The sequence below is a fragment of the Cohnella suwonensis genome (assembly GCF_042655365.1).
Taxonomy (GTDB): Bacteria; Bacillota; Bacilli; order Paenibacillales; family Paenibacillaceae; genus Cohnella; species Cohnella suwonensis.
The window spans coordinates 23846-47958 of sequence record NZ_JBHSMH010000044.1 but is presented as its reverse complement, the minus strand read 5'-3'; the positions used below and the strand labels follow the sequence as shown (position 1 = coordinate 47958).

Annotated in this window: 28 protein-coding genes; 15 read left to right on the top strand and 13 right to left on the bottom strand. The window is 58.3% G+C overall.

Annotated features, from left to right (window positions below):
* Positions 1–90 precede the first annotated feature (90 nt).
* Both lipA and ACFPPD_RS14600 read left to right on the top strand, forming a co-directional pair.
* Positions 91–996 carry a lipoyl synthase gene (lipA, locus tag ACFPPD_RS14605; protein WP_209749448.1) on the top strand — a complete coding sequence of 302 codons (906 nt, stop codon included), beginning with the start codon at positions 91–93 and terminating at the stop codon, positions 994–996.
* The gene (locus tag ACFPPD_RS14600) at positions 993–1934 is read left to right on the top strand and encodes a YutD family protein (RefSeq protein WP_378082539.1); all 942 of its coding nucleotides are present in this window, start codon (positions 993–995) and stop codon (positions 1932–1934) included. The genes lipA and ACFPPD_RS14600 overlap by 4 nt, the downstream gene beginning before the upstream one ends.
* Before the next feature lie 63 nt (positions 1935–1997).
* Here ACFPPD_RS14600 and ACFPPD_RS14595 read toward each other — a convergent pair whose 3' ends face one another.
* Positions 1998–2789, bottom strand: a complete 792-nt coding sequence (locus ACFPPD_RS14595; protein ID WP_209749449.1) for an NAD kinase — start codon at positions 2787–2789, stop codon at positions 1998–2000.
* Between the two features lie 95 nt (positions 2790–2884).
* Entirely contained in the window at positions 2885–4225 is a 1341-nt protein-coding gene (locus ACFPPD_RS14590; protein ID WP_209749450.1) for a nucleoside recognition domain-containing protein, read from the bottom strand.
* 499 nt (positions 4226–4724) lie between these two features.
* Here ACFPPD_RS14590 and ACFPPD_RS14585 point away from each other — a divergent pair, with 499 nt between their 5' ends.
* On the top strand, positions 4725–5120 hold the full coding sequence (locus ACFPPD_RS14585; protein WP_209749451.1) for a globin domain-containing protein: 396 nt from the start codon (positions 4725–4727) through the stop codon (positions 5118–5120).
* Between the two features lie 11 nt (positions 5121–5131).
* Positions 5132–5833, top strand: a complete 702-nt coding sequence (locus ACFPPD_RS14580) for a DUF2225 domain-containing protein (RefSeq protein ID WP_209749452.1) — start codon at positions 5132–5134, stop codon at positions 5831–5833.
* Positions 5834–5835: 2 nt separating this feature from the next.
* Here the strand turns inward: ACFPPD_RS14580 and ACFPPD_RS14575 are convergent, their stop codons facing one another.
* The gene (locus tag ACFPPD_RS14575) at positions 5836–6081 is read right to left on the bottom strand and encodes a hypothetical protein (protein ID WP_378082538.1); all 246 of its coding nucleotides are present in this window, start codon (positions 6079–6081) and stop codon (positions 5836–5838) included.
* Between the two features lie 75 nt (positions 6082–6156).
* On the opposite strand from ACFPPD_RS14575, the gene ACFPPD_RS14570 reads away from it, so the two are divergent.
* Positions 6157–7947, top strand: coding sequence for a M3 family oligoendopeptidase (locus tag ACFPPD_RS14570; RefSeq protein WP_209749453.1), 1791 nt, complete (start codon positions 6157–6159; stop codon positions 7945–7947).
* A 249-nt stretch (positions 7948–8196) separates the two neighbouring features.
* A complete protein-coding gene (locus ACFPPD_RS14565) occupies positions 8197–8595 on the top strand; it encodes an O-methyltransferase (RefSeq protein ID WP_209749454.1) in 399 nt (132 codons plus the stop codon).
* A gap of 70 nt (positions 8596–8665) precedes the next feature.
* Here the strand turns inward: ACFPPD_RS14565 and ACFPPD_RS14560 are convergent, their stop codons facing one another.
* From ACFPPD_RS14560 to ACFPPD_RS14550, 3 genes are all read right to left on the bottom strand, one after another.
* Positions 8666–8896 (bottom strand): small, acid-soluble spore protein, alpha/beta type, encoded by a 231-nt coding sequence (locus tag ACFPPD_RS14560; protein WP_209749498.1) that lies wholly within the window; start codon positions 8894–8896, stop codon positions 8666–8668.
* Between the two features lie 89 nt (positions 8897–8985).
* Entirely contained in the window at positions 8986–9819 is an 834-nt protein-coding gene (locus ACFPPD_RS14555) for a TIGR03943 family putative permease subunit (protein ID WP_209749455.1), read from the bottom strand.
* An 18-nt stretch (positions 9820–9837) separates the two neighbouring features.
* Positions 9838–10812, bottom strand: a complete 975-nt coding sequence (locus ACFPPD_RS14550) for a permease (protein ID WP_209749456.1) — start codon at positions 10810–10812, stop codon at positions 9838–9840.
* 492 nt (positions 10813–11304) lie between these two features.
* Between ACFPPD_RS14550 and trpS the strand changes: the two genes are divergently transcribed.
* Positions 11305–12300, top strand: coding sequence for a tryptophan--tRNA ligase (gene trpS / locus ACFPPD_RS14545; protein WP_209749457.1), 996 nt, complete (start codon positions 11305–11307; stop codon positions 12298–12300).
* Here trpS and ACFPPD_RS14540 read toward each other — a convergent pair.
* Positions 12297–12479, bottom strand: a complete 183-nt coding sequence (locus ACFPPD_RS14540) for a DUF5325 family protein (protein ID WP_209749458.1) — start codon at positions 12477–12479, stop codon at positions 12297–12299. The two genes, trpS and ACFPPD_RS14540, sit on opposite strands and share 4 nt — an antisense overlap.
* Before the next feature lie 89 nt (positions 12480–12568).
* Here ACFPPD_RS14540 and ACFPPD_RS14535 point away from each other — a divergent pair, with 89 nt between their 5' ends.
* Positions 12569–12775: a small, acid-soluble spore protein, alpha/beta type gene (locus ACFPPD_RS14535; protein ID WP_209749459.1), complete on the top strand. Its 207-nt coding sequence runs from the start codon at positions 12569–12571 to the stop codon at positions 12773–12775.
* Positions 12776–12920: 145 nt separating this feature from the next.
* Here ACFPPD_RS14535 and ACFPPD_RS14530 read toward each other — a convergent pair whose 3' ends face one another.
* On the bottom strand, positions 12921–13904 hold the full coding sequence (locus ACFPPD_RS14530; protein WP_209749460.1) for a metal-dependent hydrolase: 984 nt from the start codon (positions 13902–13904) through the stop codon (positions 12921–12923).
* A gap of 88 nt (positions 13905–13992) precedes the next feature.
* Between ACFPPD_RS14530 and ACFPPD_RS14525 the strand changes: the two genes are divergently transcribed.
* The gene (locus ACFPPD_RS14525) at positions 13993–14271 is read left to right on the top strand and encodes a hypothetical protein (RefSeq protein WP_209749461.1); all 279 of its coding nucleotides are present in this window, start codon (positions 13993–13995) and stop codon (positions 14269–14271) included.
* On the opposite strand, the gene gerQ is transcribed toward ACFPPD_RS14525, so the two are convergent.
* Positions 14268–14720: a spore coat protein GerQ gene (gene gerQ / locus ACFPPD_RS14520; protein ID WP_209749462.1), complete on the bottom strand. Its 453-nt coding sequence runs from the start codon at positions 14718–14720 to the stop codon at positions 14268–14270. The genes ACFPPD_RS14525 and gerQ overlap by 4 nt on opposite strands.
* Before the next feature lie 18 nt (positions 14721–14738).
* Positions 14739–15161 (bottom strand): cell wall hydrolase, encoded by a 423-nt coding sequence (locus ACFPPD_RS14515; RefSeq protein ID WP_209749463.1) that lies wholly within the window; start codon positions 15159–15161, stop codon positions 14739–14741.
* 269 nt (positions 15162–15430) lie between these two features.
* On the opposite strand from ACFPPD_RS14515, the gene cyoE reads away from it, so the two are divergent.
* Both cyoE and ACFPPD_RS14505 read left to right on the top strand, forming a co-directional pair.
* Entirely contained in the window at positions 15431–16297 is an 867-nt protein-coding gene (cyoE, locus tag ACFPPD_RS14510) for a heme o synthase (protein ID WP_209749464.1), read from the top strand.
* 4 nt (positions 16298–16301) lie between these two features.
* Positions 16302–17015 carry an SCO family protein gene (locus ACFPPD_RS14505; RefSeq protein ID WP_209749465.1) on the top strand — a complete coding sequence of 238 codons (714 nt, stop codon included), beginning with the start codon at positions 16302–16304 and terminating at the stop codon, positions 17013–17015.
* Between the two features lie 111 nt (positions 17016–17126).
* Here ACFPPD_RS14505 and ACFPPD_RS14500 read toward each other — a convergent pair whose 3' ends face one another.
* The 3 genes from ACFPPD_RS14500 to ACFPPD_RS14490 all read right to left on the bottom strand — a co-directional run bounded on the left by ACFPPD_RS14500 (position 17127) and on the right by ACFPPD_RS14490 (position 19159).
* Positions 17127–17495 (bottom strand): toprim domain-containing protein, encoded by a 369-nt coding sequence (locus tag ACFPPD_RS14500; protein ID WP_209749499.1) that lies wholly within the window; start codon positions 17493–17495, stop codon positions 17127–17129.
* A 211-nt stretch (positions 17496–17706) separates the two neighbouring features.
* Positions 17707–17808 (bottom strand): sporulation protein YjcZ, encoded by a 102-nt coding sequence (locus ACFPPD_RS14495; RefSeq protein WP_209749466.1) that lies wholly within the window; start codon positions 17806–17808, stop codon positions 17707–17709.
* 142 nt (positions 17809–17950) lie between these two features.
* Positions 17951–19159 carry an MFS transporter gene (locus tag ACFPPD_RS14490; RefSeq protein ID WP_209749467.1) on the bottom strand — a complete coding sequence of 403 codons (1209 nt, stop codon included), beginning with the start codon at positions 19157–19159 and terminating at the stop codon, positions 17951–17953.
* A gap of 167 nt (positions 19160–19326) precedes the next feature.
* Here ACFPPD_RS14490 and ACFPPD_RS14485 point away from each other — a divergent pair, with 167 nt between their 5' ends.
* From ACFPPD_RS14485 to ACFPPD_RS14470, 4 genes are all read left to right on the top strand, one after another.
* Positions 19327–19773, top strand: a complete 447-nt coding sequence (locus tag ACFPPD_RS14485; RefSeq protein ID WP_209749468.1) for a hypothetical protein — start codon at positions 19327–19329, stop codon at positions 19771–19773.
* 12 nt (positions 19774–19785) lie between these two features.
* Positions 19786–20916 (top strand): transglutaminase domain-containing protein, encoded by a 1131-nt coding sequence (locus ACFPPD_RS14480; RefSeq protein WP_209749500.1) that lies wholly within the window; start codon positions 19786–19788, stop codon positions 20914–20916.
* Positions 20913–23006 (top strand): peptidoglycan D,D-transpeptidase FtsI family protein, encoded by a 2094-nt coding sequence (locus ACFPPD_RS14475; protein ID WP_209749469.1) that lies wholly within the window; start codon positions 20913–20915, stop codon positions 23004–23006. Before ACFPPD_RS14480 ends, ACFPPD_RS14475 begins: the two co-directional genes overlap by 4 nt.
* Positions 23007–23358: 352 nt before the next feature.
* A complete protein-coding gene (locus ACFPPD_RS14470) occupies positions 23359–24111 on the top strand; it encodes a Cof-type HAD-IIB family hydrolase (protein ID WP_378082535.1) in 753 nt (250 codons plus the stop codon).
* Positions 24112–24113 lie beyond the last annotated feature (2 nt).

Genomic DNA, 24113 nt, shown 5'->3' with positions numbered 1-24113 from the left:
GCCTGTACGTGTATGGGAGTATGGTTTACAGATCATTGGTTTTTATCCGAATCATGCTATAATAAGGGGGACAGAAAGAGGGGATTTCCGATGACGACAGGCGCCAAGCCTCGCAAGCCCGAGTGGCTTAAGATCAAGCTGACCACGGGCGAGCCTTATCAAGAACTCAAGCAAGTGATGCGCAGCAAGACGCTTCATACCGTATGCGAGGAAGCGCGCTGTCCGAATATATACGAATGCTGGGCCAACCGTACCGCCACGTTCATGATTCTGGGAGATATTTGTACGCGGGCTTGCCGGTTCTGCGCAGTCAAGACGGGCCTGCCGACCGAGCTGGACCTTCAGGAACCGGAAAGGGTAGCCGAAGCGGCCGAGCAGATGGGGTTGAAGCATTGCGTCGTCACCTCCGTCGCGAGGGACGATCTGAAGGACGGCGGGGCTTCGATCTTCGCCGCGACAGTCAAAGCGATCCGCAAGCGGATGCCGTTCTGCAGCGTCGAAGTGCTCATCCCTGATTTCCTGGGGGACAAGGACTCGCTTCAGATCGTCATGGACGTCCAACCGGACATTCTGAACCATAACATCGAGACGGTGGAACGGCTGTCCAACCGGGTACGGGCGAAAGCGAAATATCGCAGGTCGCTCGAACTGATCCGGCGGGCGAAGGAAATGAAACCGAACATTCCGACGAAATCAAGCATCATGCTCGGACTCGGCGAAACCTACGAAGAAATTTTGCAGGCGATGGAAGATCTCCGCGCGGTCGACTGCAACATCTTGACGCTCGGCCAATATTTGCAACCGTCGCCTTCCCACCTCGACGTCGTCCGGTACGTGCATCCGGACGAGTTCAAGGCTCTGAAGGAAGAAGGGTTGAAACGCGGCTTCTCCCACGTGGAATCCGCGCCGTTCGTTCGCAGCTCCTATCACGCGCACGAACAAGTCAAATCGGCGGAGGCCCGGAATAACGGCCTTCTGGAGGAGAGCCTAACATGATTTTCATGGCGGGAGGCAACGCGTACTCGCTCACGCACGAGTATAAGAACGGATGGAATCCGGAAGCGTTTCGCGAGAGATACAGCGAAGTGTTGGAGCGTTTCGATTTTATCGTCGGCGACTGGGGCTACAATCAGCTACGCCTGAGAGGTTTTTACCGGGACGGCCATCCTCGCGCGACGAAGGAATCGTCGATTTCCAGCTTCGTCGATTACATCAACGAGTACTGCAACTTCGGTTGCGCGCACTTCGTATTGAACAAGATGGACAGCAACGCTCTGCCTCCCGATGCCGAGATTTCCCAAGAGGAGTCGCCTGAAGCGATCGTCGCCCTCAATGAAACGGGCGAGCAGGTAGCGGAGACGGCGGCCGCGGCCGCCGTTCCGAACGGACCGATCCTGCGCTGGCCGTTGAAAGAGCGCGCGGGCGGTCCCGTCCGCGTGCCGAACATTACCGTGTCCGCCGTCGCCCGCGCGGCCGCGGATGCCGAGCGTAGGCTTGCAAGCGCTAACGGCAACCGGGACTCGTCGCATTCGGGCGGTTATTCCGGATCCCGGAGCAGCGGCTATAAGCAAGGCCAGGATAGCAGGCAAGGCAGATCCCAGCATGGACCTTCCGGCACCAAAGGCGATCGCAGGCCATCCTCGGGCGGCCAAGGCGGAGCCCAAGGAGCGAACCGTCAGCAGCTTAACAAGCATCCGCGCCAGCAGGGCGGAGGAGAGGCTCAAGCGAACCGTTCCCCGGACAACAGGGGAGGCGGTCAGCCGCAAGCGGTTCAACCGCTGCAACCTCAGCAAGAGCGCCAAGAAGGCTCGCGAGGCGACAATCGTTGGCACGGAGGCAAAAACCGCAGGCGCAAGAGCTTCGGACCGAAACCGAACGCCAGGCCGGACGCCGGTCCTCGCCCCGAGACCGGCGCCCCGAGGCAGGGCGAATAGACGCATAGACGGAGAAAGGCCATCCCGGACGACCGGGATGGCCTTTCTCCGTAACGGATTCCGTTACGGAGAGCCGATGAACGCTTCCCGCACGCGATTCCAGAACGGGAACGGGCGATGTCTGGCAAAGGAGATTTTGTTGTCCGCCACTTTGCACAGAATCGAAGTGACTCCGCTCATCTGCATGACGAGATGATCGATGCCGATCGCCAGCTCGTCTTCCGCGTCCGGGAGAATGTCGCAGTGATGATGCTTCGGAAGAATGACGGGCGAGCCTAGCGTACGATATACCCGGTTGTTGATCGAAGCCATCTCCGCGAGCTGCAACGCTTCCAGCGAAGGGTGGATGACGGCGCCTCCGAGGCTCTTATTGTAGCCGGTGCTACCCGAAGGCGTCGATATGACGATGCCGTCTCCGCGGAACGTTTCGAAGGGGACGTCGTTGATCTGGATCGCGGCGACGAACGTGCCGTCCACGCTTTTGAGCGAAAATTCGTTCAGCGCTAGGTACTCCGTCGATCCTTCGGCCGTCGTAATGACGACATGCAAGAGCGGATATTGGATCAGGCGCGGCTCGGAGTTCGCCATCAGATCGACCAACTGGGAAATTTCCCCTTTCTGCCAATCCGCGTAAAAACCGAGGTGCCCGGTATGCACGCCGATGAAGGAAACGCGATCCAGTTGGCTCTTGAACCGGTGGAACGCCTGAAGCAACGTGCCGTCTCCGCCGATGGAAACGACGATCTCGGGCGACGCTTCGTCCATCTCTAAACCCTTGGCGTTCGCGAGGGAACGGAACTGCTCCGCCAATTCGCGGGACAACTTGTCTCCCCGGTCCAGCAATGCGTATTTCAATTTCGGGAGCTCCTTCCGACAAGCCTTGTTGATACGATCATAAACAATAACGGTGTCGAATTCAATCCTCGTCTCCGCAATTCTCCGGCGCTTCTTTACGCGCCGCGCCGCCGCCGGATCGAGCTTGAGACCGACGCGATGGTTCCCGCGACGACGACGATCGCCAGAACGCCGGCGAACGTCAAGCCGATCAGACCGAAAGACGACAAGGGAGATTGCCATACGGCGACTACGGTCCCCGGAACGGAAACGGTACCTACGTTGGCAATGACGGAAGAGGCGGCGTTCGACGAGGAGCCCGCGGGAAAGATCGGCCATACCGCGTACACGAGCAGCATGGAAAGGAGACCGTGGACGAGCCGCGTGCGAGCGAACGGGGCGTATCGCCAGCCGGTTCCGCTCATGAGTCCCGCCACTTGGGCATGAACGGACAACCCCGCCCATGACAGCACGAAAGCGGCGACGGCGGCGCGGTGCACGAGCGGAATGGCCGCGTCGGACGCCGCCGCCTTCGCGCCGAGAGTCACTTCGAATAGTCCGTTCACGAAGGCGGGAGCGAGGTTCGGATACAAGCCGATCAGCTTCAGCATTTGTCCCGTCGCGTCCCGAAACAGCAGAAGGAAGCCGCTGTTCACGAGCAGGTCGAGCACGGCGGAGAAGAAGACGACCAGTCCGCCGACGATCATCATCAGCCCGAGCGAAGAGAGTAGCGATTGCTGCAACAGAATGCCGAAGGGCCGTCCGTCCGCCAGGCGGGCCCGATGCATGGCGGCTATGGCCGCGCGCAAGCGCCCGCCCTTTACGGCGATCGGCTCGGTGGCGTCGAGGGGCTCCGCTTCCGATACGGTTTCGTCCGTCGGCGCGATGGACGGCTTGGCGCGGAGGAACCGCCCGGCGACGCCGAGCAGCAACGCGCCGCCGTAATGGGCGGCGGCTATCGCGGGCGCGGGTTCCAGCGAGCCGAAGAAGCCGATGCACACGGCGCCCATCAAGAAGATCGGGTCGGAAGTCGTCGTCATGGCGACGAGCCGTTCTCCTTCGAACCGCGTGACGAGCTTTTGATCCATGAGCCTGGACGTCAGCTTGGCGCCGACCGGGTAACCGGAGGCGAAGCCCATCGCAACGATGAAACCGCCTACGCCGGGCAGTCGAAACAACGGGCGCATGAGCGGATCGAGCAACGTGCCCGCCATATGGACGATGCCGAAGCCGAGCATGAGCTCCGATAGCACGAAGAAAGGGAACAACGCCGGGAACAGCACGTCCCACCAGACGGCAACGCCCCGCAGCGAAGCGTCCAGCGCGGTTTGAGGGAACGCGAGCGCGAGCGCGCCGATGAATAAAGAGAAACCGCCGATCGCGACCGCGCCGGCCATTAACGAACGGCGGCGGCGGAGGCGGGGGCCGAAGCGCGGGGAAAGCCGCGTAGTCGCCAACTGTTTTTCCTCCCAGCATGGAATGCTTTATGTCCCACTATATGAGCGATAAGGGACAAACTTTCGTCCCCCGCGAGGAATCGATTTCCTGCAACCGTTTACAAATTTGTAGTGATGCGGTCGCGGGTTTGTGCTACAATGGAACCAGATAAACGTAGCCGCATATCGAGCAGCCCAAGCCTGAATTCCAAATGAGAAGCTGGAGTGATGACAAATGGCGGGAATCGTTGCAGGTTTGATTGTATGCGCTTTCGTATACGTCATTCGCGAGTCGCTGGCTGCGCCCGAAGAAGAAATATAATCCCAGATCTCCGATCCGGCCCAGACGCCGCTCCTAATCGCCCTAGCGGGCGATTTTTGTGTTTACGGGACTTTATTCATATTCCCCGGCCTATGCGCTCTAGGGACCTCGTGTGGTATAATCGGCGTAGTCCTTTATCGCGTTTTAGAGCCTTGTAGGACGATTTGCCTATCCCTTTCTTGTTCCCAGGAGGTTCCCGTGCCCAACTACGATACGCTATACGAAGCTCTCGGCGGAGCCGACGGCATTCGGGATCTGGTCGAGAGATTTTACCCGAAGGTGCAGCGGCATCCGCTTCTTGCTCCGTTATTTCCCGAAGATATTACGCCCGTCATGGAAAAACAATATTTGTTTCTGACGCAGTTCATGGGCGGGCCTCCGCTTTATTCCAACGAGTACGGTCATCCGATGATGCGGGCGCGCCATTTGCCGTTCGAGATCACGCCCGAGCGGGCGAACGCCTGGCTGGATTGCATGGCGCTCGCGCTCTCGGAGACGGATGCGCCCGAACCTGTCCGCAAGCTCGCGCTCGAGCGATTGTCCGGCCCCGCGCATCATTTCGTCAACACCGAGTCCGAATCTTCCAGTCATTAGGAGGCCTTGTCGTGGAGCCGTTATTCCAGATCAAGATCGATTGCATTTGTTGCGAAAGCAGCTTTCAAACTTCCAGGGTCAGGCCAAGTCTGAAGAAAGCGGTCCGAACGGATACCGACTTTTGTTCTTACTTCAAGACGGTTAATCCGGATTATTATGTCGTGAGAGTATGTCCGCAATGCGGCTTCACCTCGACCGAGAATTCGACGGAGCGTCTGAATCAGAAAATGAAAACGGCGTACTACGAGAAGATCGGCCAACAATGGAAATACCGCGATTACGGCGGAGAACGGACGCTCGAAACGGCGATGGAATGTTATAAGCTCGCGCTGCTGACGGCGCAAGCGATCGGAGAGAAGGATCGCGTGATAGCGGCGCTTCTGCATCACATCGCGTGGTTGTACCGTTACGAAGGAAAGAAAGAGCAAGAAATCCGTTTCATCGAATTCGCGAAGGATGCTTACGTGAGGGTGTACGAGACGGAGCGGGATTCGATCAGCAACGCCCGTCTCATGTATTTGATCGGGGAACTGCATAAGCGACTCGGCTTGTTCCAGGAGGCCGTCAGATGGTTCGGGCGGGTCATTCAAGACAAGAAAATCGTCGATGCGGCCATGATTCGCGCTTCCAGGGAGCAGTGGCAAGCCATCCGAGAAGAGATGACCGGACAAGGCATGGAATTGCCGGAAGAAATGCAGCAACATGAGGCGTAAACTTATTTGCCCCTGATCGGGCGGTTCGCAAGCAAGTAATCGGCGTCTGCGTCGATCATCCGCACGCTCCCGTGACAGCATGGGAAGACGAGCATGATTTTGCGGCGGCCGCCGTACATACTAGAAACGTCGTCCGGCTTCAGCGGAAGAAGCACGTTGGCGCTTCGGCAGAACGGACATTCCTGCGCGACGACGTCGTTCATGACGATGTCGTAGGGCAAGCAATTACGGAGTGGCAACATAGACATGGGCATGTCCCCTTTCGCATAGTCATAACATACATCAGGGCACGACTTTAGCGCAACGGAACGGAGTGGAATGAAATGAAAGATACGTATTCGTTGAAATGGAATCTCGAGTCGTTGTTCCCGGGCGGTTCTTCGTCGTCCGAATATTCGGCGTTCGTCGACGAGACGGACGCGATGGCGGCTTCGTTGCTAAGCGATCTGCGCGGATCGGGCGACGGTACGCCGGACGCGTCCAAGCTGTCGGAATGGACCGGGAAGCTGCAAGCTTCGCTGGCCAGATTAAGGGAAGCGGATGCTTTCGTTTCTTGCGTCGCTTCCCAAGATATGTCGGACAAGAAAGCGGTCGCGTGGTCGGAACGCGTCCAGACGCTGTCGGCCAAGCTGAAGCAAGCGGGCGACCTGTACGACGCCAAGCTCGGCGCGGTGCCGGACGAGGCGTGGGAGCAATGGACGCGCGAAGAAGTGCTGGCGGATCTGCGGTATTTGCTCGGCGAACGGCGGGAGTCCGCGAAGGATAAGCTTCCGCCCGCGCTCGAGGCGGTCGCGAGCGAACTGGCGGTAGACGGTTATCACGGCTGGGGAGAACATTACAATACGGTCGTCGGCCGAATCTCGATTCCATGGGAAGAGGACGGGGAAAGCAAAAATTTGTCGGTCAGCCAAGCGTCCAACAAGCTGGACGATCCGAATCCGGACGTCAGATCCGCTATGTCCGCCAAGTGGGAGGCCGCTTGGGCGGGACAGGCCGATCTGGCTTCCGACGCGTTGAACAGGTTGGCCGGCTTCCGGTTGAAGCTGTACGGCATGCGGGGCTGGGACGAGCCGCTTCGCGAACCGCTGCGCATGAACCGGATGAGCCGCGCGACGCTGGACGCCATGTGGGATGCCGTCGTCGAGACGGGCGTCGAACCGTTGAAAAAATATTTGAGCCTGAAAGCCAGGCTGCTCGGCAAGGAAAAGTTGTCTTGGCACGATATCGAAGCGCCGATCGCGTCGAGCCAAGCGAAAATTCCTTACGCGGAAGCGGCGGAAGTGATCACGGACGCGTTCTCCCAGTTCTCGCCGAACATGGCGGAGCTTGCCCGCACGGCTTTCGCCGATAGCTGGATCGAGGCGGAGGATCGCGCGGGCAAGCGGCCCGGCGGCTTCTGCACGCACTTCCCGCTCAGTATGATGAGCCGGATCTTCATGACCTATTCGGGCACTCCGGGCAACGTCTCGACGCTTGCCCACGAGCTCGGCCACGCGTATCACGACTCGATGGTGAAAGAAATGCCGCCGTTCGCGCAGGACTATGCGATGAACGTCGCGGAGACGGCTTCGACGTTCGCCGAGGCGCTCGTCAGCGACGCCTTGCTTCGCCGGGCGGAGAGCAAGGAAGAGAAGCTGGCGCTTCTCGACGACCGGCTGCAACGGGCGGTCGCGTTCTGCATGAACATACGCGCGAGATTTTTGTTCGAAACGCGATTTTACGCGGCGCGCGCGTCCGGCATGCTGGAGGCGGAGGGCTTGAACGAGTTGATGGTCGCCGCGCAGAAGGAAGCGTACGACGAGTCGTTGGAAGGCTGGCATCCCCATTTCTGGGCGGCCAAGCTGCATTTCTACTTGACGGACGTGCCATTCTATAATTTCCCGTATACGTTCGGGTACTTGTTCAGCACCGGCCTCGTCGCAGTCGCCGAGCGGGAAGGGCCGTCGTTCAGCGAACGCTACGACAGCCTTCTTCGCGATACCGGCACGATGACGGTCGAGCAGCTGGCCAAGGAACACCTGGGCGCGGCGCTCGACGAGCCCGCCTTCTGGCGGGAGGCCGTCGCCCGCTCGGTAGCGGACGTCGAAGCTTTCGCGCAATTAATCGAATCCTGAGGCAAGATCGATCGAAGCACGATCGAAGCCGTCCCGCGGCAGGACCCGCGGGCGGCTTTTTTGGCTTCCTCCGCCTGAATTCATAACACTTTAGAGCCGTTTTCCCGTCCAAAAACACAAAAAATCAACTGAATATCCCATAAATAGACAAAATGATTGAATTATTAAATATTTTCCATTATACTGAGTCCGAAGTCGCACAGGAAAAAAGTTGCAAAAAGTGCGACATGAGTAAAAAGGAGGAGAATAATGGGATCTGTTCAAATTTCTTTAGCTCGGCAAGTGGATGTTGCGCTGGAAAAAATGGGTGCGGAGCTGCAAGGCATGACGGCGGGTACAATTGTACTGCAAATTCGCGAGGACATGGTGGGGAAATTCGGCATCAGGCATCTACCGGTCGATTGCGGCGCTTCCGCACAAGAGAATTCCTGCATGACCCCTTCGCACGTACTGAGTCTTAGGAAGATGGCGGTCGAAGCGCTGAAGCACAAGAAAATTTGGACGCACGGGGAAATCAGTTACGATTTCGCGCTCAAGAACGGGAAAGTTTTTTTGAGCGTCCAATTCGAATCGAACTACAATATGGCGAACATGATGTTTCGTTTCGCTCCGAAGAACAGGGATCGCAAGGAAGCGGCAAGCGAGTAACGGTCATCGTACATAACGAAAACGGCAAGCTCCTCGGAGCTTGCCGTTTTTTGCGCGATTCGGGGCGAGATTAACGGTAAGTCTTTCCGCCGGCCAATTGCTGCTCTGCCATTTGAACGAGCCGACGGGTGATCTGGCCTCCGATGGAACCGGCTTCCCGTGTCAACAAATTGCCGTAGTAGCCGTCTTTGGGCAATTGAATGCCGAGTTCCTGCGCGACCTCGAACTTCAGTTGCTCCAAGGCATAGGCGCTTTGAGGAACGACGAGGGAATTGCTGCTGCGTGAACGCGATGCCACTATCGCTCACCTCCTTTGAACGTAGTATGGACTTATTTGGGAGGGCTATGCATTTTCCGGAAACGATTCCATTCCCCGTCGCGATTGGCGCATTACTCCAACCGGACGAGGACGTCCGCGTCCGCGGAGACGTAGGGCTCGAAGGGCGCCGGTATCGACATCGCCTTTTCGACTTCGAGCTGCAGCACCTCGGTTCCCCGGTATCGCGCGAGCGAGAGCTTGCCGGTCGCGATTACCCATTCGTCCGTGTCGAAGGAGGAGGCGCGCTCGAACGAGACCAATAAGCCGTAAGGGGTAACATCCGCCGAACAGCACGAGATGGCGAACCGGCCTACGCCGAACCGATCCGGTCCCATCCCGTCTTCCCGGAAGACGAACCCGCTGACGGATATCGTCCTGCCGACGAAGGAGCCGCGGTACAGGTCGAGCGTCGTTAGCGTCGGGACGAAATCGTCGTCGCTTATCCGAACGGCCGGTTGCCGAAACAATCGGCGCCCGTATGCGGCGTATGCGTCGTCCGCCTGGACGATTTGTCCCGGAGCGAATTGCATGCCTTTGGCGGATGCGAGAACGCTGCCTAGTTGTCCATCGGGAACGAAGAAACCGAATGCAAGCGGCAGAGCAAACCAGCCGTAGAGCAGAATTCCGCGTCCCCGGAAAGAGGGGAGCTCGTGCTCGTGATCGCATCCGCAATCGAAGGCATGAACATCGGCGTCGTTCAGCGCGCGGACGGCCGAATAGAGCTGCTGGGAGGCGATAACGTACAGACCGAGGGCGGACAATTTTACGTACGGTTGCATACGATCCGCGATGTAGAGATCGAGGCTTCCCGTCCGGACGAGAAGGACGATGTAGTAAGCGAGCCCGGCTAGCAGCGCGGCCCTGATCGCGTAATGCGCGGCGACCGCGCGGTGTCGGTGGACCATGAGAATACGACCTCCCGTTTAGACGATGCCCAATCGATCGAATAAGAGCGAACCGGCCAGCACGAGCGCGAAGACGAGCAAGGAGAAGCGAAGCACGAACCGTGCGCGGAAAGCGCCCAGCATCATTAGCGTGTTTTTGAAATCGAGCATGGGCCCGAAGACGAGAAAGGAAAGCAAAGCGGCGGGCGGGAAAAGGTTACCGAACGAGGCGGCGACGAACGCGTCCGACGTGGAGCAGAGCGACAACGCGTAGGCGAAGCCCATCATGAACAGATGGGCCGGCAGCTCGTGATCGGCGACGGCGGCGAAAGAAGCGCGGGAGACGAACGTCTGCAGAACGGCGGTGACGAGGGAGCCGAGAATCAAGTACTTGCCCATGTCGAACCATTCCTCCGCCGCGTGGGCGTTCACGTCGGCGAGCTTCCGAAGAGCGCCTCTGTTTCCGGCGTGCTCGCGACTATGCTCGTGATGATGCGAGTGACCATGCGTATGAACATTCGTATGAACATGCGTATGGCTATGCGCGGGTGAATGAATGTGCGCTTCCGGTTTTAAAGGGTTTCGGTTCATCCGCGCGTACAGGATAAAGCCGAGAGAGACGGATACGAGGAAGGCGAGGGCGAATCTCGAGAAAGCGATGGACTCGTCCGCGCGGAAGGCGGCATAAGTGGCCCCGACGACGACCGGATTCAGAATCGGCCCGGCGACGATGTAGACGATGCCGATATAGGCGGGCAAGCCTTTGCGGATGAGCCTGCGCACGATCGGGATCATGCCGCATTCGCACAAGGGAAGAACGAAGCCGAGCAACGTGCCGAACAGGACGCCCGTGACGGGGTGCTTCGGCGTCCATCTGCGGATGAGGTCGTCCGACACGAAAGCCTGCAGAAGCGCGGACACGAGTACCCCGACGAGCAGGAACGGCAACGCTTCGAGGACGATGCTAAGAAACACGATTTTCAGCGTTTCCAATCTGGCGGAGTCGAACGTCACGGGCCCACTTCCTTGCCGCTAAGAATAGACGCGGCGAACGATCGCCGATCCCTTTATCGTATGCTTGACCGCGGGCGGAACAGAACAAGCCCTCCCGCTTCGCGAAAGAGCGGGTTGACAATACGGACTCGGGGCGTATAATGATTAACAACTCGATCAAACCGATCGGCGATGAAGAGAACAAGTACGCCGGGATAGGGCGATTACAGAGAGCCGGAGATTGCTGGAAGCCGGTACGCCCGCCTCGCCGAATGGATCTCGGAGCCGAGCGCGAAACGGCGCGGCGGACGCGGAATTTCTTTCGCCCGGCACGCCCTATGCTCTCCGGTCGTTCCCCGTTAACGGAACTTAAGGCGTCGCGGCGTAAGCGGCCGGAATTGCGGTAAGCAATCGCGATGCGAATAAGGGTGGCACCACGGCTTTCTCGTCCCTTGCGGAGAGAGGCTTTTTTTGCGTACTTTTCGATAAAAACCCCAAAGGAGCTCGATTTCCATGACCCAACAACGCGTATTATCCGGCATTCAACCGAGCGGCAAGCTGACCCTCGGCAATTACATCGGCGCGATGAAAAATTTCGTCGCCCTTCAGGACGAGCACGAGTGCTTCTACATGGTCGTCGACCTGCACGCGATCACGGTTCCCCAGGAACCGGCCGCGCTCCGGGAGCAGAGCGAATCGGTAGCCGCATTGTTCGTGGCCGCCGGCCTCGACCCGGCTAAGGCGTCGATTTTCATGCAGTCTCACGTGCCCGCGCACGCGGAGCTCGGCTGGTTGTTGACGACGATGACGTACATGGGCGAATTGGAGCGGATGACGCAGTTCAAGGACAAATCGGAGGGCAAGGAAGCGGTAGGCGCGGGCTTGTTCGTCTATCCTTCCTTAATGGCGGCGGACATCCTGCTGTACAACGCGAACCTCGTGCCGGTCGGCGACGACCAGAAACAGCATTTGGAGCTTACCCGGGATTTGGCGGGACGCTTCAACTATCGTTACGGCGATATTCTCGTCGTGCCCGAGCCGTTCATTCCGAAAGTCGGGGCGAGAATCATGGCTCTCGACGACGGCACGAAGAAGATGAGCAAGAGCAGTCCGAACGGGGGCAGCTTCATTACGCTCCTCGACTCGCCGGACGACATTCGCAAAAAAATATCCCGCGCCAAGACGGACTTGGGACGGGAAATCCAGTTCGACGTTCAGAATAAGCCGGAAGTCAGCAACCTGATGACGATCTACGCGCAGTGCTCGGGGCAGACGGTCGAGCAAGTGCAAGCCGCTTACGACGGTCAAGGCTACGGCGCGTTCAAGAAGGATTTGGCCGAAGTCGTCGTCCAGGCCCTAGAACCGCTCCAACGCACTTACGCCGACGTCAGGGCGTCCGGCGAAATTCATCGCATCCTGAAGGACGGCGCCGAACGCGCCAACGTCGTGGCGGAGGAGACGCTTCGCAACGTGAAGGAAGCGATGGGCTTCTTACCAAGGAGCCGTTAAGCGTTCGGCTGGTTTTTTCTCCGCAAGCGGGCTTTGACGACGAAGCCGAAGCCCGCCGTGGCGACGAACAGCAGGGCGAACAGCAGCGTCAGCCAGCCGCTGTGGCTGATCGAGAACGAAGCCGCGGTTAGGAAAGCGATCGATAAAATCGCGAAAAAAAGCGACAAAATTTTACTCAAGGTTACACCTCGCATATTTTCTTTCGTATCTAGCATACTAAGTTGGCAAGCTTGCAAACCAATAATCTAGACGAAGGGAGAATTTACTCATGGCGTCAAACAATTCGCTCGTTGTACCGCAAGCCAAAGCCGCATTGCAAAGCATGAAAGTCGAAGCAGCTCAATCTTTAGGTGTTCAGATCCCAGCCGACGGATATTACGGTAACGTAACGTCCCGGGATGCGGGTTCTCTCGGTGGCTATATCACGAAGAAGCTCGTCCAAATCGCCGAGCAACAACTTTCCGGTGGCCGCTAAGGACTGAGTCCTGCACCGAAAGCCCGAGGCTAGCCTCGGGCTTTTCCATTTGTCCCGAGGCTTTTCTTATTGTGCGCGCGCGCAAGGATTACGTCAAGCGAGGAGCCTCCTTTCGAGGCTCCCCGCTGTTTCTTCCTATAAACGTTCAATAGGTGTTCATGCGCAGCCGCTTTTCCAGCCGGTCTTCGCTCAGCCAGCCGACGTAAGACTGCAACGGTTTCATGTCCAGGTCCAAGAGGACGACGGCGACGAACGGGTACTGCTTGCGATAGCGGTAACGGACGTCGACCCAGCGAACTTCGTAGCCCCACGTTTGCGGTTTGACGTGCCCGCACGGGAATGGCGTGACGCTAAGGAAAGCCTTCACGTCTTCGTGTTGCTTCGACGCTTCGATGGCCGGATGCTCGTCGCATTTCAGCACGTCGATCCAATTGAGTCGTCCTTTGTCCCATTCCCCGATGCCGAACGTGCAATCCTTCGACGTCCGGACGACGTTCCACCGGTGGTGGGAAAGCGTCGGGAGAAGCGTGTAACGATCGCCTGGCTTGTTCTCCGGGTCGATCCGCGGGATTCTGCCGGACAGGCGGCGATGGACGAGCGTGCGCCAACCGTAGTACAAGACGAGCAAACCGTACAGCACGGGGAATATTGCTTGGGGCGCCGCGAATCCGGAAATCCATAGCAGAATGGCGACGAGATGGGCCGCGAAAATAAAAGGGTCGAAAATGTGGATAATATTCCATGCGACCCATTGTTTGCTGACCGGCCTATAAGCTTGCGTGCCGTACGAATTGAACAAATCGATGAATACGTGGACGACGACCGCGAGCAGCACCCACATGCCGATATGCCACCAGGGGATGCTTCTGAAGGCCAGCGACACGAGCGCGGTAATGAGGGCCGACCATCCGACGATGGCCGGAAAAGAATGGGACAAGCCGCGATGGTTTTTGATATAATCGGCATTGCTTTTGAATCGGAGCAAGCTGTCCAAGTCAGGCGCGTTAGAGCCCGCGATCGTCCCGATCAGCACGGCGACCGGGCCGTAAGCCTGGTCCGCGATGACGGGGTCGATCATGGCCAAACCGCCGAGTCCTAAGCCGAACACGAAGTGCGTGCCGGTATCCAATGGGTTCAGCCTCCTTCGCCGAAGTTCGGTCTTGGCTACAGTATGGTCGTCTTGGCGTTTAAATATGAAGAAAAGGATGCGTCGCGCCATGTTGTTATTTTGCGAATACGTCATACCGGAGGCCAATCGCCCGGCTTTCGCCGCTTGGACGAAAGCCGGGCCGGAGCAATGGAGAGGCGTCGAGTTGCTGGAAAACGCCGGTCAGCCCGGCGTTTTCGTGGAAATCAGAAGGCCCAAGGACGAGGCGGAAGCGGCCGACATGGAAAAAGAACGCCGGGAAGGGCGTTCTTGGCGTGAGATGGAAAGCTGGGCGAAAGGCGGCCGGGAAGGCGTGAGGATCTGGCTGTTCCTCCCGGCGGCGCTTTAGCGGCCGATTCCCCCGGTACCGAACGGAAGCGTATAGTTCAGCGGCTCGTCGAACGTAATGTAGTCGAGGTTAAGCGTCAGCAGCAAGTAACGCTTGCCCGTGACCGGATCGCTGATGATGATATGGTCGCGGCCGGCCGCCTCGAGCACGCCTTTGAAAATTTTCGCGTTCCACTCGGAATTGTTCTCGTACGTCATGTACAGCGTCGCGACTTTGCCGAGATTCATCCGCAGGATATTCTCGACGTAAGATTCCTCGGTCGGGGGAAGCGGGACGATGGTACCGTTCGGCGTGATCGGCATGCCGTTCGTCACTAGCGGGGGAGCCGTCATGACGCCTTGCACCATTCCCGGCGTTTGCATCGGCATTTGCATCGGCATGGTCGCGTTTTGCTGCATCGGCATCATTTGGTTTTGCGGGTAAGCCGGCCAAGGCATTTTGTTGTACATGTGAAAATCCTCCTTAAATTAATAAACCGTCGGACAGTTTTCGGGAGTCGGGGAATAGAAACAGTGCAATTTGAACCTGCCGGTATGGTCTTGGCTCCACCAAGTATCCGGGCAAGCGCCGGTCGGACGGAAGTACCAGAGGGCGTTGGAAGCGGGCCAATGGCGTTCTCCGTTAATGGCGCGCTCGGCGAGGCGGATATCCTTGTCGCGGGCTTTCTGGTAGAAATACGATTTCTGCACCGCCTCGAAGCCTCCCGGAGATTGGAACGTCATGTCCGAGACCGATCGAATGTTTTTGAAGTCCATGCAGTTGCCGCGGATGCGGTTGACGCCCACGTTCCCGACCATGAGCATGCCGAGTTCGCCTTCGCCTTCGGCTTCGGCTCGCATGAGACGGGCCAACGTTTTGACATCCTCGCTATTCGTTTTGATAACGGCCAATTGTCGTGCCACCCTTCCGTGAATATCGTCCGCGCCGAACGACGGTTTGTAGGCGATTGTCGCAATACAGTGTATTTAGGCGGTACGGAATGTGTGACTGGGTGCACGGGCGAAATTGCTGGCTATTGCCCGTTCGCACCTTGTTCACAGCAGGTGGCGATTTGATGAACACGGCGGGGCGAACGTTGTCAATGCTTGAAGATTTGGGGTATCATTGAACAAACGTCAGGAAATATTCGCTTTGCCTGCAAGACTAAAGGAGGAACCCCGTGCTTAAAGATCTGGTGGCTTTAACGAAGCCTCGCATCATACGCTTGAACCTCATCGCGGCTTTCGGCGGCTATTGGGTCGCTTCCAAATGGGATTGGGATCGGATCGCGAGCTGGGATCTGCTGTGGATGCTGATCGGTTCCGCTTTGACGATGGCTTCCTCATGCGTTTTCAATAATTATTTGGACCGCGAGTTGGATATGAAAATGGCCAGAACCCGCGACCGGGCGCTGCCGCAAAACCGGATGACCCCGGGCTTCGTGCTCGGTTACGGAATCGTGCTCGGCATTGCCGGACTTGCCATATTGTTCCTGCTGTTGAACCCGTTGTCGGGTTGGCTGGGACTGCTCGGCATGTTCGTCTACGTCGTCATCTATACGATGTGGCTGAAGCGCAGCTCGACCTGGAGCACGTCGATCGGCGGGATCTCCGGCGCGATGCCTCCCGTTATCGGATATTGCGCGGTGTCGAACGATGTGGACATGGGAGCGTGGATCTTGTTCGCGCTGCTATTCTTATGGCAACCGGCGCATTTCTGGTCGCTCGCCATTCGGCGCAAGGAAGAGTACCGGGCCGCGGGCTTCCCGCTATTGCCGGTCGTGAAGGGCGTTACTCGGACGAAGTGGCAAATGCTACCTTATATTTTGCTGCTCATACCGGCGTCCGTCTTGATGTATACCTATGATTACGTCGGCATTTACTTCCTGATCCTGTCCGTCGGCATCGCGGTCGTATGGTTCGCGCACGCCGTGACGGGACTGAAGGCGAAAGACGACGAACGGTGGGCGAAAGCCGATTTCATGATCTCGATCAACTATCTGATGGTCATGTTCTTGGCGATGATATTGGATACGAACGGAGTGTAATCGGATGAGTCAAAATAACGGTAACGAACGGGATGAGATGGCGCGGAACGACGCGGCTGAGACGGTGGCCGTCGAGCCGGCCAGGGCGCGGAAAACTTGGATTCAGCGTTACGGCTTCTCGATGGTGCTTCTCGCGCTGTGCCTCGTCATGGGCTATTACATCATCGCCCAGCAGAACAAGTCCGAATCGGCGGATTTGCCTTACGATAAACCGGGGGCGGAGTTTTCCTACCTCGATACCGACGGCAACACGGTCACGCTGAGCAATACGAACGGGAAAGTCAGGCTCTTGTACTTCTTCTTCGCGACTTGCCCGGACGTATGCCCGCCGACGACGGCGATCATGTCGCAGGTACAGGACGAACTCAAGAAAGACGGCGTGTTCGGCAGCGAAGTCGAATTCCTGTCCGTGACGATAGACCCGACGAAGGACACGACGGACAACCTGAAGAAGTACGCCGATCAATTCGGCGCCGACACGACGGGCTGGAAGTTCCTTCGCGGCGACGAGAAGGCGACGGCCGACCTGGCGACGAACAAATACGATATTCTGGTGAACAAGGACCCCGACGGGAACTTCGGCCACATGAACTTCATCGCGCTGCTCGACAAGGAAGGCCATATTCGGGATTATATCTCGGCCAACGATTACTTCGACAACGGTGACGAGAATAAATCGCCGAAAGAAATGGCGAAGCAAATCAAGAGCTTGCTGTAACGCGAAAATAACGCAACGTTCGAACGAAGCGAGACTTCGGCGGACGTTGCGTTATTTTTTCTTTTGATCGATGCCAGAAACAACTTTCGGGCTCCCGCGATCGTATATGGTTCAGGGTGACGACTCCCACGTCGGGGAGGGAAGCGGCTCGGGATACAGGATATAGTCCTCCAGACCGGCTTTCTCGAGCTGCTGGATCAAGTATTCCTCGGGCGTCCCTTCGACGCCGCTATAGCCTTTGCGGGTGTAAATGTGCTCGGCGTCGGGGAAGACGTCGCGAAGCACGCCCCGAATGCGTCGGCCGGACGAATCCGGGTCCGTGAACAAATACACTTGCCGATCGCCGATCGCCTTGCGCAGCGTCTCGATTTTGTCCGTATTCAGCGTCCCGAAGGTGCAATGAACGGGAACTTCGGGGGAGAGGACGCGGGCGAGCCGGCTTTTGTCGTTCTTGCCTTCGACGATGATCGCGATATCCACTGGTGCCATTTGAATGCCTCCCCGGTTAAGCGCGCCGGCGGGCGCGGACGTTGTCGTTCTATTGTACCACGAAGAGGGGCGAGATTACGCCGATGAGAGCTTGTCCGCGGGGCGAAAGACGAACGGATCGAAGGGCCGGGTATCCGGCGACCGGCGCGAGGTGCGGCCCTTCGATGACGCGATGGGTTCCGGATCGGGGAACCGGCGGCCTTTAACCGGCACGCAGCACGATGACGAGCAGTATAAACAGGACGAGGACGATCGTCGTCGTCGCGGCACCGTGTCCTCCGTGTCCTCCGGCGAATTGGGACATCTCGGTCACTCCTAGGTCGCCTCTGATTTGTCCCGTCCGCTGCAAAACCGGGCGGGCATGGGCGATGATGCATCTTATGCGGGCGGCGACGATTCGACGTGTGCGAATACCCAGTAAATCGGCGATTCGAGCGGAAGCGGCGTTATGCGGCCGGAGGTAACTCGGAGCGGGCGTTCGCGTGCCAATTTTCCTTATACGTCGAGCGCGGGAACAAGAGGGCGAGCGCGATCATGAGCGCGAGGAAGCTCAGGAAATAGGGCGAGAAGTACTCCCTGACGGCGCCGGCGGTGATCGGCCCGAGGAAAGATCCGATCGACAACGAAATCGAAAGCAGCGAGAACGTTCTGCCGTATCTCGTCGGTCCGCTTAACTGAAGCAAGAACGAAGTCATCGCCGGGAAGATGACGCCTTTGGCCATGCCTATTGCGAACAGAAGCGCCGACAGGGGCAGCGGCCAACCGGAAGCTAATCCGTAATAGCATACGGCAAGCAACAGGACGCCGAACACGGTGCGCTTATAAGGCAAATACCGGTTTAGGAACAGCAAGCCGAGCGTAACGAGCGCGCCGAGGCTGATGATGGAGAACAGGATGCCGGTGCTCATGATCGTAGCGGCGTCGGAGCCGCGAAGCGGAAGCTCGAATGCGAGTATGCCTTGCGCGCACGCGAGCCCGATCGGAAGCGAGAACACCGTCCAAGGAAAGCCGGGCGCGACGGGCTCCGCTTTGGATTCGGTGCCTTTCGGCGAGAGTTGCGGCGACGCGCCTTTCGGAAGCTTGGCGTCGGACGGCGAGACGAGGGCGGGGGGCATGTCCTTAATGAACCAGAGGGCGAATATGCCCGTGAGAAGCAGCACCCAGCCAAGCATCGCGAACGATCGGCCGAAACCGATCGTCGCCGCGAGATAGGCGCCGGCGGCCGGAGAGACGACGGAAGCGATCGTATGGACGAGTCCGTTGCCGGCCATGAGCTTGCCTTGGTGGATATGGTCTTTGGCCAGCTTGGCGAGCAGCGACATGCAGGCGGGCGACAAGAAAGCGAGCACGAAGCCGCTGATGGACCGAACGTACAGGAGTTGCCAGGGATCGGTGACCCGGGACTGGAAGATGAGCAGGATGCCCGCGCCGACGAGGCTGGCGGAGATGAATAGCCGGCTCCCGAACCGGTCGACGGCGACTCCCGCGATCAGGTTGCCGGGAAGATGCGTGAGCGAATAGATGCCCATGACGAGGCCGATAAACGAAGGCGCCGCGCCTAGCGATACGGCGAACGGGGTCAGCATCGGATATTGGGCGTGCAAATCGAAAAAAGCGACGAACAGGAATAAATAGAGCCATATGGCGGTTTTCATCGTCTATAACCTCCTTATCAAGGCCGGGACACTCGTCCGCGCGACGGCCTATCCTACTTGTACGTGTCTGAAGGCTTGGTTATGACGGTCGTTTACGATGCGTCTCGCGATACGCTATAATGGGAATATTGCGAGCCAATTAGCGCAAGGGAAGCGGAGGAGCAATCATGAATTACGATACGGACGCGTGGGTACAGTTCGCGCAGGATCATTGGGTCGTTATCGCCGTCGCCATCGTGGCGATCTTCGTCGTCATGAAGCTGGTGAAGACGGTAGTGAAATGGATGCTCGTGGCGGCCATCGTCATCGGAATCGGCGCTTACGGCGGTTACACCATAGATGATATTCAGAAGGAAGTTACGAAAATCGGGGACAAGGTGACTTCCGAGGTCAAGGACCAGGCGATTAAAGCGATGGCGGGCGAAGCGGCCGAGGCGACTTACGCCGACAACGCGGACGGCTCTTATTCGATCAAGTCGACGAACCTGGAGCTGACGGGCGTTCCGAATTCCGGCGAAGTATCGGTGAAATTCCACGGACAATCGCTCGGCACTTGGAAAATGGAAGGCGCGGTAAAGGAATACGTCATCCAAGCCCGGGCCGCGGCGAAGTAAGCCGTGGACGGCATGGGAGAGCTGTTCGATCGCAATCTCGTCACCTGGATGCTGCTCGCCATGGTGGCCTTTTCCATGTATAGAGGCTTTCGGCGCGGCGCCTCGGGCTCCGTCAAGCAGCTCGTCTTTTTTCTGATTTCCGCGGTCGTCTCGGTCGCGGCGATCGCGCTCGCGGCGTTCGCCGCCGCGAAAGCGTCGCCGCACCTGCAGCAATGGCTCGTCGAACGGGACTTGGCCAATCCGGGACCGGAGGCGTCCAAATGGTCGCAATTCGGTTATACGGTGCTCGCGGGCTTGCGAGACTTGCCCCTGTTGCGCTTCGCCGCGCTATTCCTGATCGTTCATTCGATCGTTCGGACGTTGACGGGGTTCGCGACGAAGGCGCTGGCGTCGGTCGTATCGGTGCCGTTCGCGGTCGTGCCGTCCGGCGGCGCAGCCGGCAAATCGGCGGGAGGACTGATCGGCGCCGCCCTGGGCGCCGGACGCGCGCTTCTGCTGACGGCGGTACTGTTCGCTTACTGCGCGATTTTCCCGAATGCGCCGATGTCCGATTACATTCAGCAATCGGGTCTATATAGGGAAGTCGCTTCCCAAGTCATTCGCCCTGCGACGGGCGGGCTGCTGGAAGAGCGGCTTCCCGTGTTCGCGAAGGAAATGTCCGGCGAGCTCGGCCAGCTGTGGCAGAAGCGGTACGACGTCATCGACGCGAACTTGCCGGAGGACGTCGCGCTGGCCGCCGCCGAGGTGACCAAGGACGTCGCGGGGGAAGAAGCGAAGGCCAGGGCGTTATACGAATGGGTCGGCAGCCGGATCGCCTACGACGACGATAAAGTTCGCGCTTACGTCGAAGAGGGAGTATGGCGGGAGCAAGATCCGGAGGCGACGTTCCGAACGCGCAAAGGCGTCTGCATCGATTACGCGCGGCTCTACGCGGCGATGGCCCGCGCGGCGGGACTCGAGGTCAGGGTCGTTACCGGTCTCGGCTACGACGGCCGAGGCGGCTACGGTTCGCACGCATGGAACGAAATCCGTATCGCGGGGCGCTGGGCGCCTCTCGATTGCACTTGGGCGAACGCGGGGGATTGGTTCGATCCGCCGGGCTTCGCCGATACGCATTTGAAGCAAGGAGGATTGACCGCATGAGCAATAAGTTGACGGAAGAAGCCCAGAAGCGGGAAATCCGGAACAGAAGGCATTTCAGTTTTCGCCTGAACGTCTTTTTCTTTTTGACGTTTTTCGTTTTCTCGACGTTGATCGTCCGGCTCGCCTATTTGCAGTTCGTCGAAGGCGAGTCCCTTCGGGCGAAGGAGCACGAGATCGGCTCGAAGACGGTGCCGGTGCCGCCGATCCGCGGCAACATCTATGATTCAACGGGGCAAGTCGCCATCGCTTATTCGTTATCGACGCAATCGTTGTACTATACCCTCGACATGAAGATGAAAGATGATGAGGGCATGGAGCTGGCGGGGAAGCTGGTGGGCGTGTTCAACATGCTCGGCACGAACTCCGTCAAGCCGTTGACGGTTCAGGACGTCTACGACGACATGGACTTGAAGGGCGCCGTCCACTATTCGTTCCAGCCTCGCCGGATCAAGACCGGCCTGACGCAGAAGGAGATCGCGTATTTCTCCGAGCATCGCGAGGATTTCAAAGGAATCGACGTCGTGGAGGAGAGCATCCGGCAATACAGCAAAGACAAGGTCGCCGTGCAGCTCGTCGGCTATATGAAGAGGCTGAGCGGGGTCAAGGACACGATCAATCGATACAAAGAGATCAATAAAGACTTGACGGACGACACGCTGAGATACTTGGATTCCGAGGACGTCGGCGTGGACGGCCTCGAACTGATGTACCAGGACGAACTGAGGGGCCGCAACGGCGTCAAGGAATTCCCGGTGAACAGCTTGGGCGAGATCATCGGGCCGATGAAGCTGACGAAGCCGATCAAAGGCGAGAATCTGTACTTGACGATCAACAAGAACATCCAGCTCGTCACGCAGAAGGCGATCATCGATCAGATCGATTTCGTCCAGCACGCGACCGGCAAGCAATACGAGAATACGGCGCCTACGACGGGATACGCGGTGGCGATGGAAGTCGAGACGGGGAAAGTCGTGGCTATGGCGAGCATGCCGGATTACGATCCGGCCATCTGGCAAGGCGGCATCAGCAAGAAGGATTACGACGCGATCCAGTTTTTCCAAAATAACGGCACGATCCGGGAAGCGCAAGCGCCATACGCGAATGATTCAGAGCGAAATAACCATCCTTCGTCGCTCGTATACCTCGGGTCGACCCAGAAGCCGCTTTCGATTCTCGTCGGCTTGAACGAGAAGCTGTTCACGACGAGTACGACCTATAACGACATCGGATATTTCGAGTTCGGGAGAAAAGGCCACGAGGTCAAAATCCGCAACGCGAATGGCAAGGCAAACGGTCGCATTAACGCGACGGAGGCGATCGCCAAGTCTTCCAACGCGTTCATGTCCGCCATGGTCGGCAACCAATTGAAAAGCAAAGGCCAGGAAGGCATTGAAATTTGGGATAATTATATGAAAATGTTCGGCCTTGGCGTAACAACGGGCAGCGGGTTGCCGGGCGAGTCGGCGGGCGTCATCGACTATACGAAATCCGCGAAGACGGAGAGCATACAATCGGCGCTCATTCGGGCTTCCTGGGGACAGCAGGCGAAATATACGACGCTGCAGCTCGCGCAATACGCGGCAACGCTCGCGAGTCACGGCAAGCGAATGAAGCCGCAATTCGTCGGAGAGATTCGCGACGTGGACGGCAACGTCACGCAGCCGTTCCAGCCCGAGGTGCTGAACACGGTGGATTTTCCGGAATCGTACTGGAAAGCGGTCGAAGCCGGTATGGCGCAAGTTAAAGTGAGTGGCTTCGAGGGCGTGAACTACACGTTTTTGAGGAAGACGGGGACATCCCAGCAGGACGTCGGCAAACGGCCGCGCGTCGAGAACGCGGTATTCATCGCGTACGCGCCCGCCGAGAATCCGAAGCTCGCGATCGCCGTCGTCGTGCCGGACGGCGGATACGGCGGCTGGGGGGCGGCGCCGATCGCAAGAAAAATCTTCGACGCGTACGACGCGGAAGTCGGCTTGTACGGGACGCCTCGCAAGCCGGTTCAAGCTCCGGCCGATACGGGGTCGAACGTTCCGGCGCAAGGAAACGCGGCGGAAGGCGCCAACGGCAACGAAGGCAATCAAGCGCAGTAATCCGGGAAAGCCCGCCATCGGAACGCGCGTGCGTGCGGAAGGCGGGCTTTATTTTGTTCGCGTATATCGGCAAGTCCACGTGTTGCACAAGGCAAATTCTTTTGCATAAATTAAAAACAAAAGACCGAAAGGCGGTGCCGAACGATGGGGAGAAGATGGCCTCCTCCTTGGAGGCGATTGCTTTGGGTCGCGGTATTGCTGGCGGCCGCGGCTATTCTAGGTTGCGTATAACCGAAGGGGCGGCTTCCCGGCCGCCCCTTCGTCATGATCGTTTCGATTCCGTCGCCCAAATGTGTTAGAATTGACGGTGATATGTCGAACCGTAGCGGCAACGAGGAGTGGACGGAAACGAATGGCAGACGTTATGGGGAATTACAAATTGTTGGCGCTGGACCTGGACGGGACGCTGCTGAACGATCGGAGCGAGATCAGCGAGACGAATCTGGAATGGGTAAGAAGAGCGGCCGAAGCGGGCGTGACCGTATGCGTGTCGACCGGCCGCGGCTTCCCGAGCGCGCTTCCGATCGTGGAGCAGCTCGGCCTGAATACGCCGATGATCACGGTCAACGGCGGCGAAATCTGGACGAAGCCGCACGAGATCCATCGCCGCACGCTGCTGGACTGGGAGAAGGTCGCGAAGCTGCGCGAGATCGCCCTTCGCCATGACGTCTGGTATTGGGCGTATTCGACCGGAGGCATTCACAACAAGGAACAATGGGTGGACGACGTGCCTTCCCTCGATTGGCTGAAGTTCGGTTATTACACCGAGGACGTACCGGTTCTGCAAGAAATTCTCCGGGAGATCGGCGAAGGCGAAGGCTTGGAGATCAGCAATTCGTCGCCGTATAACATCGAGATCAACCCGATGGGCGTATCGAAAGCGACGGCGCTTATGGAAGTATGCAGCATGCTCGGCTACGAGATGAGCGAGGTCGCGTCGATGGGCGACAGCTTGAACGATATCGCGGCCATCCGCGCGTCGGGTCTCGGCGTGGCGATGGGCAACGCGCAGGAAGAAGTGAAGCTGGCGGCGAACGTCGTCACCGGCAGCAACACGGAGAACGGCGTCGCGGAAGCTATCCGACAATACGTGCTGAGGACGTGATC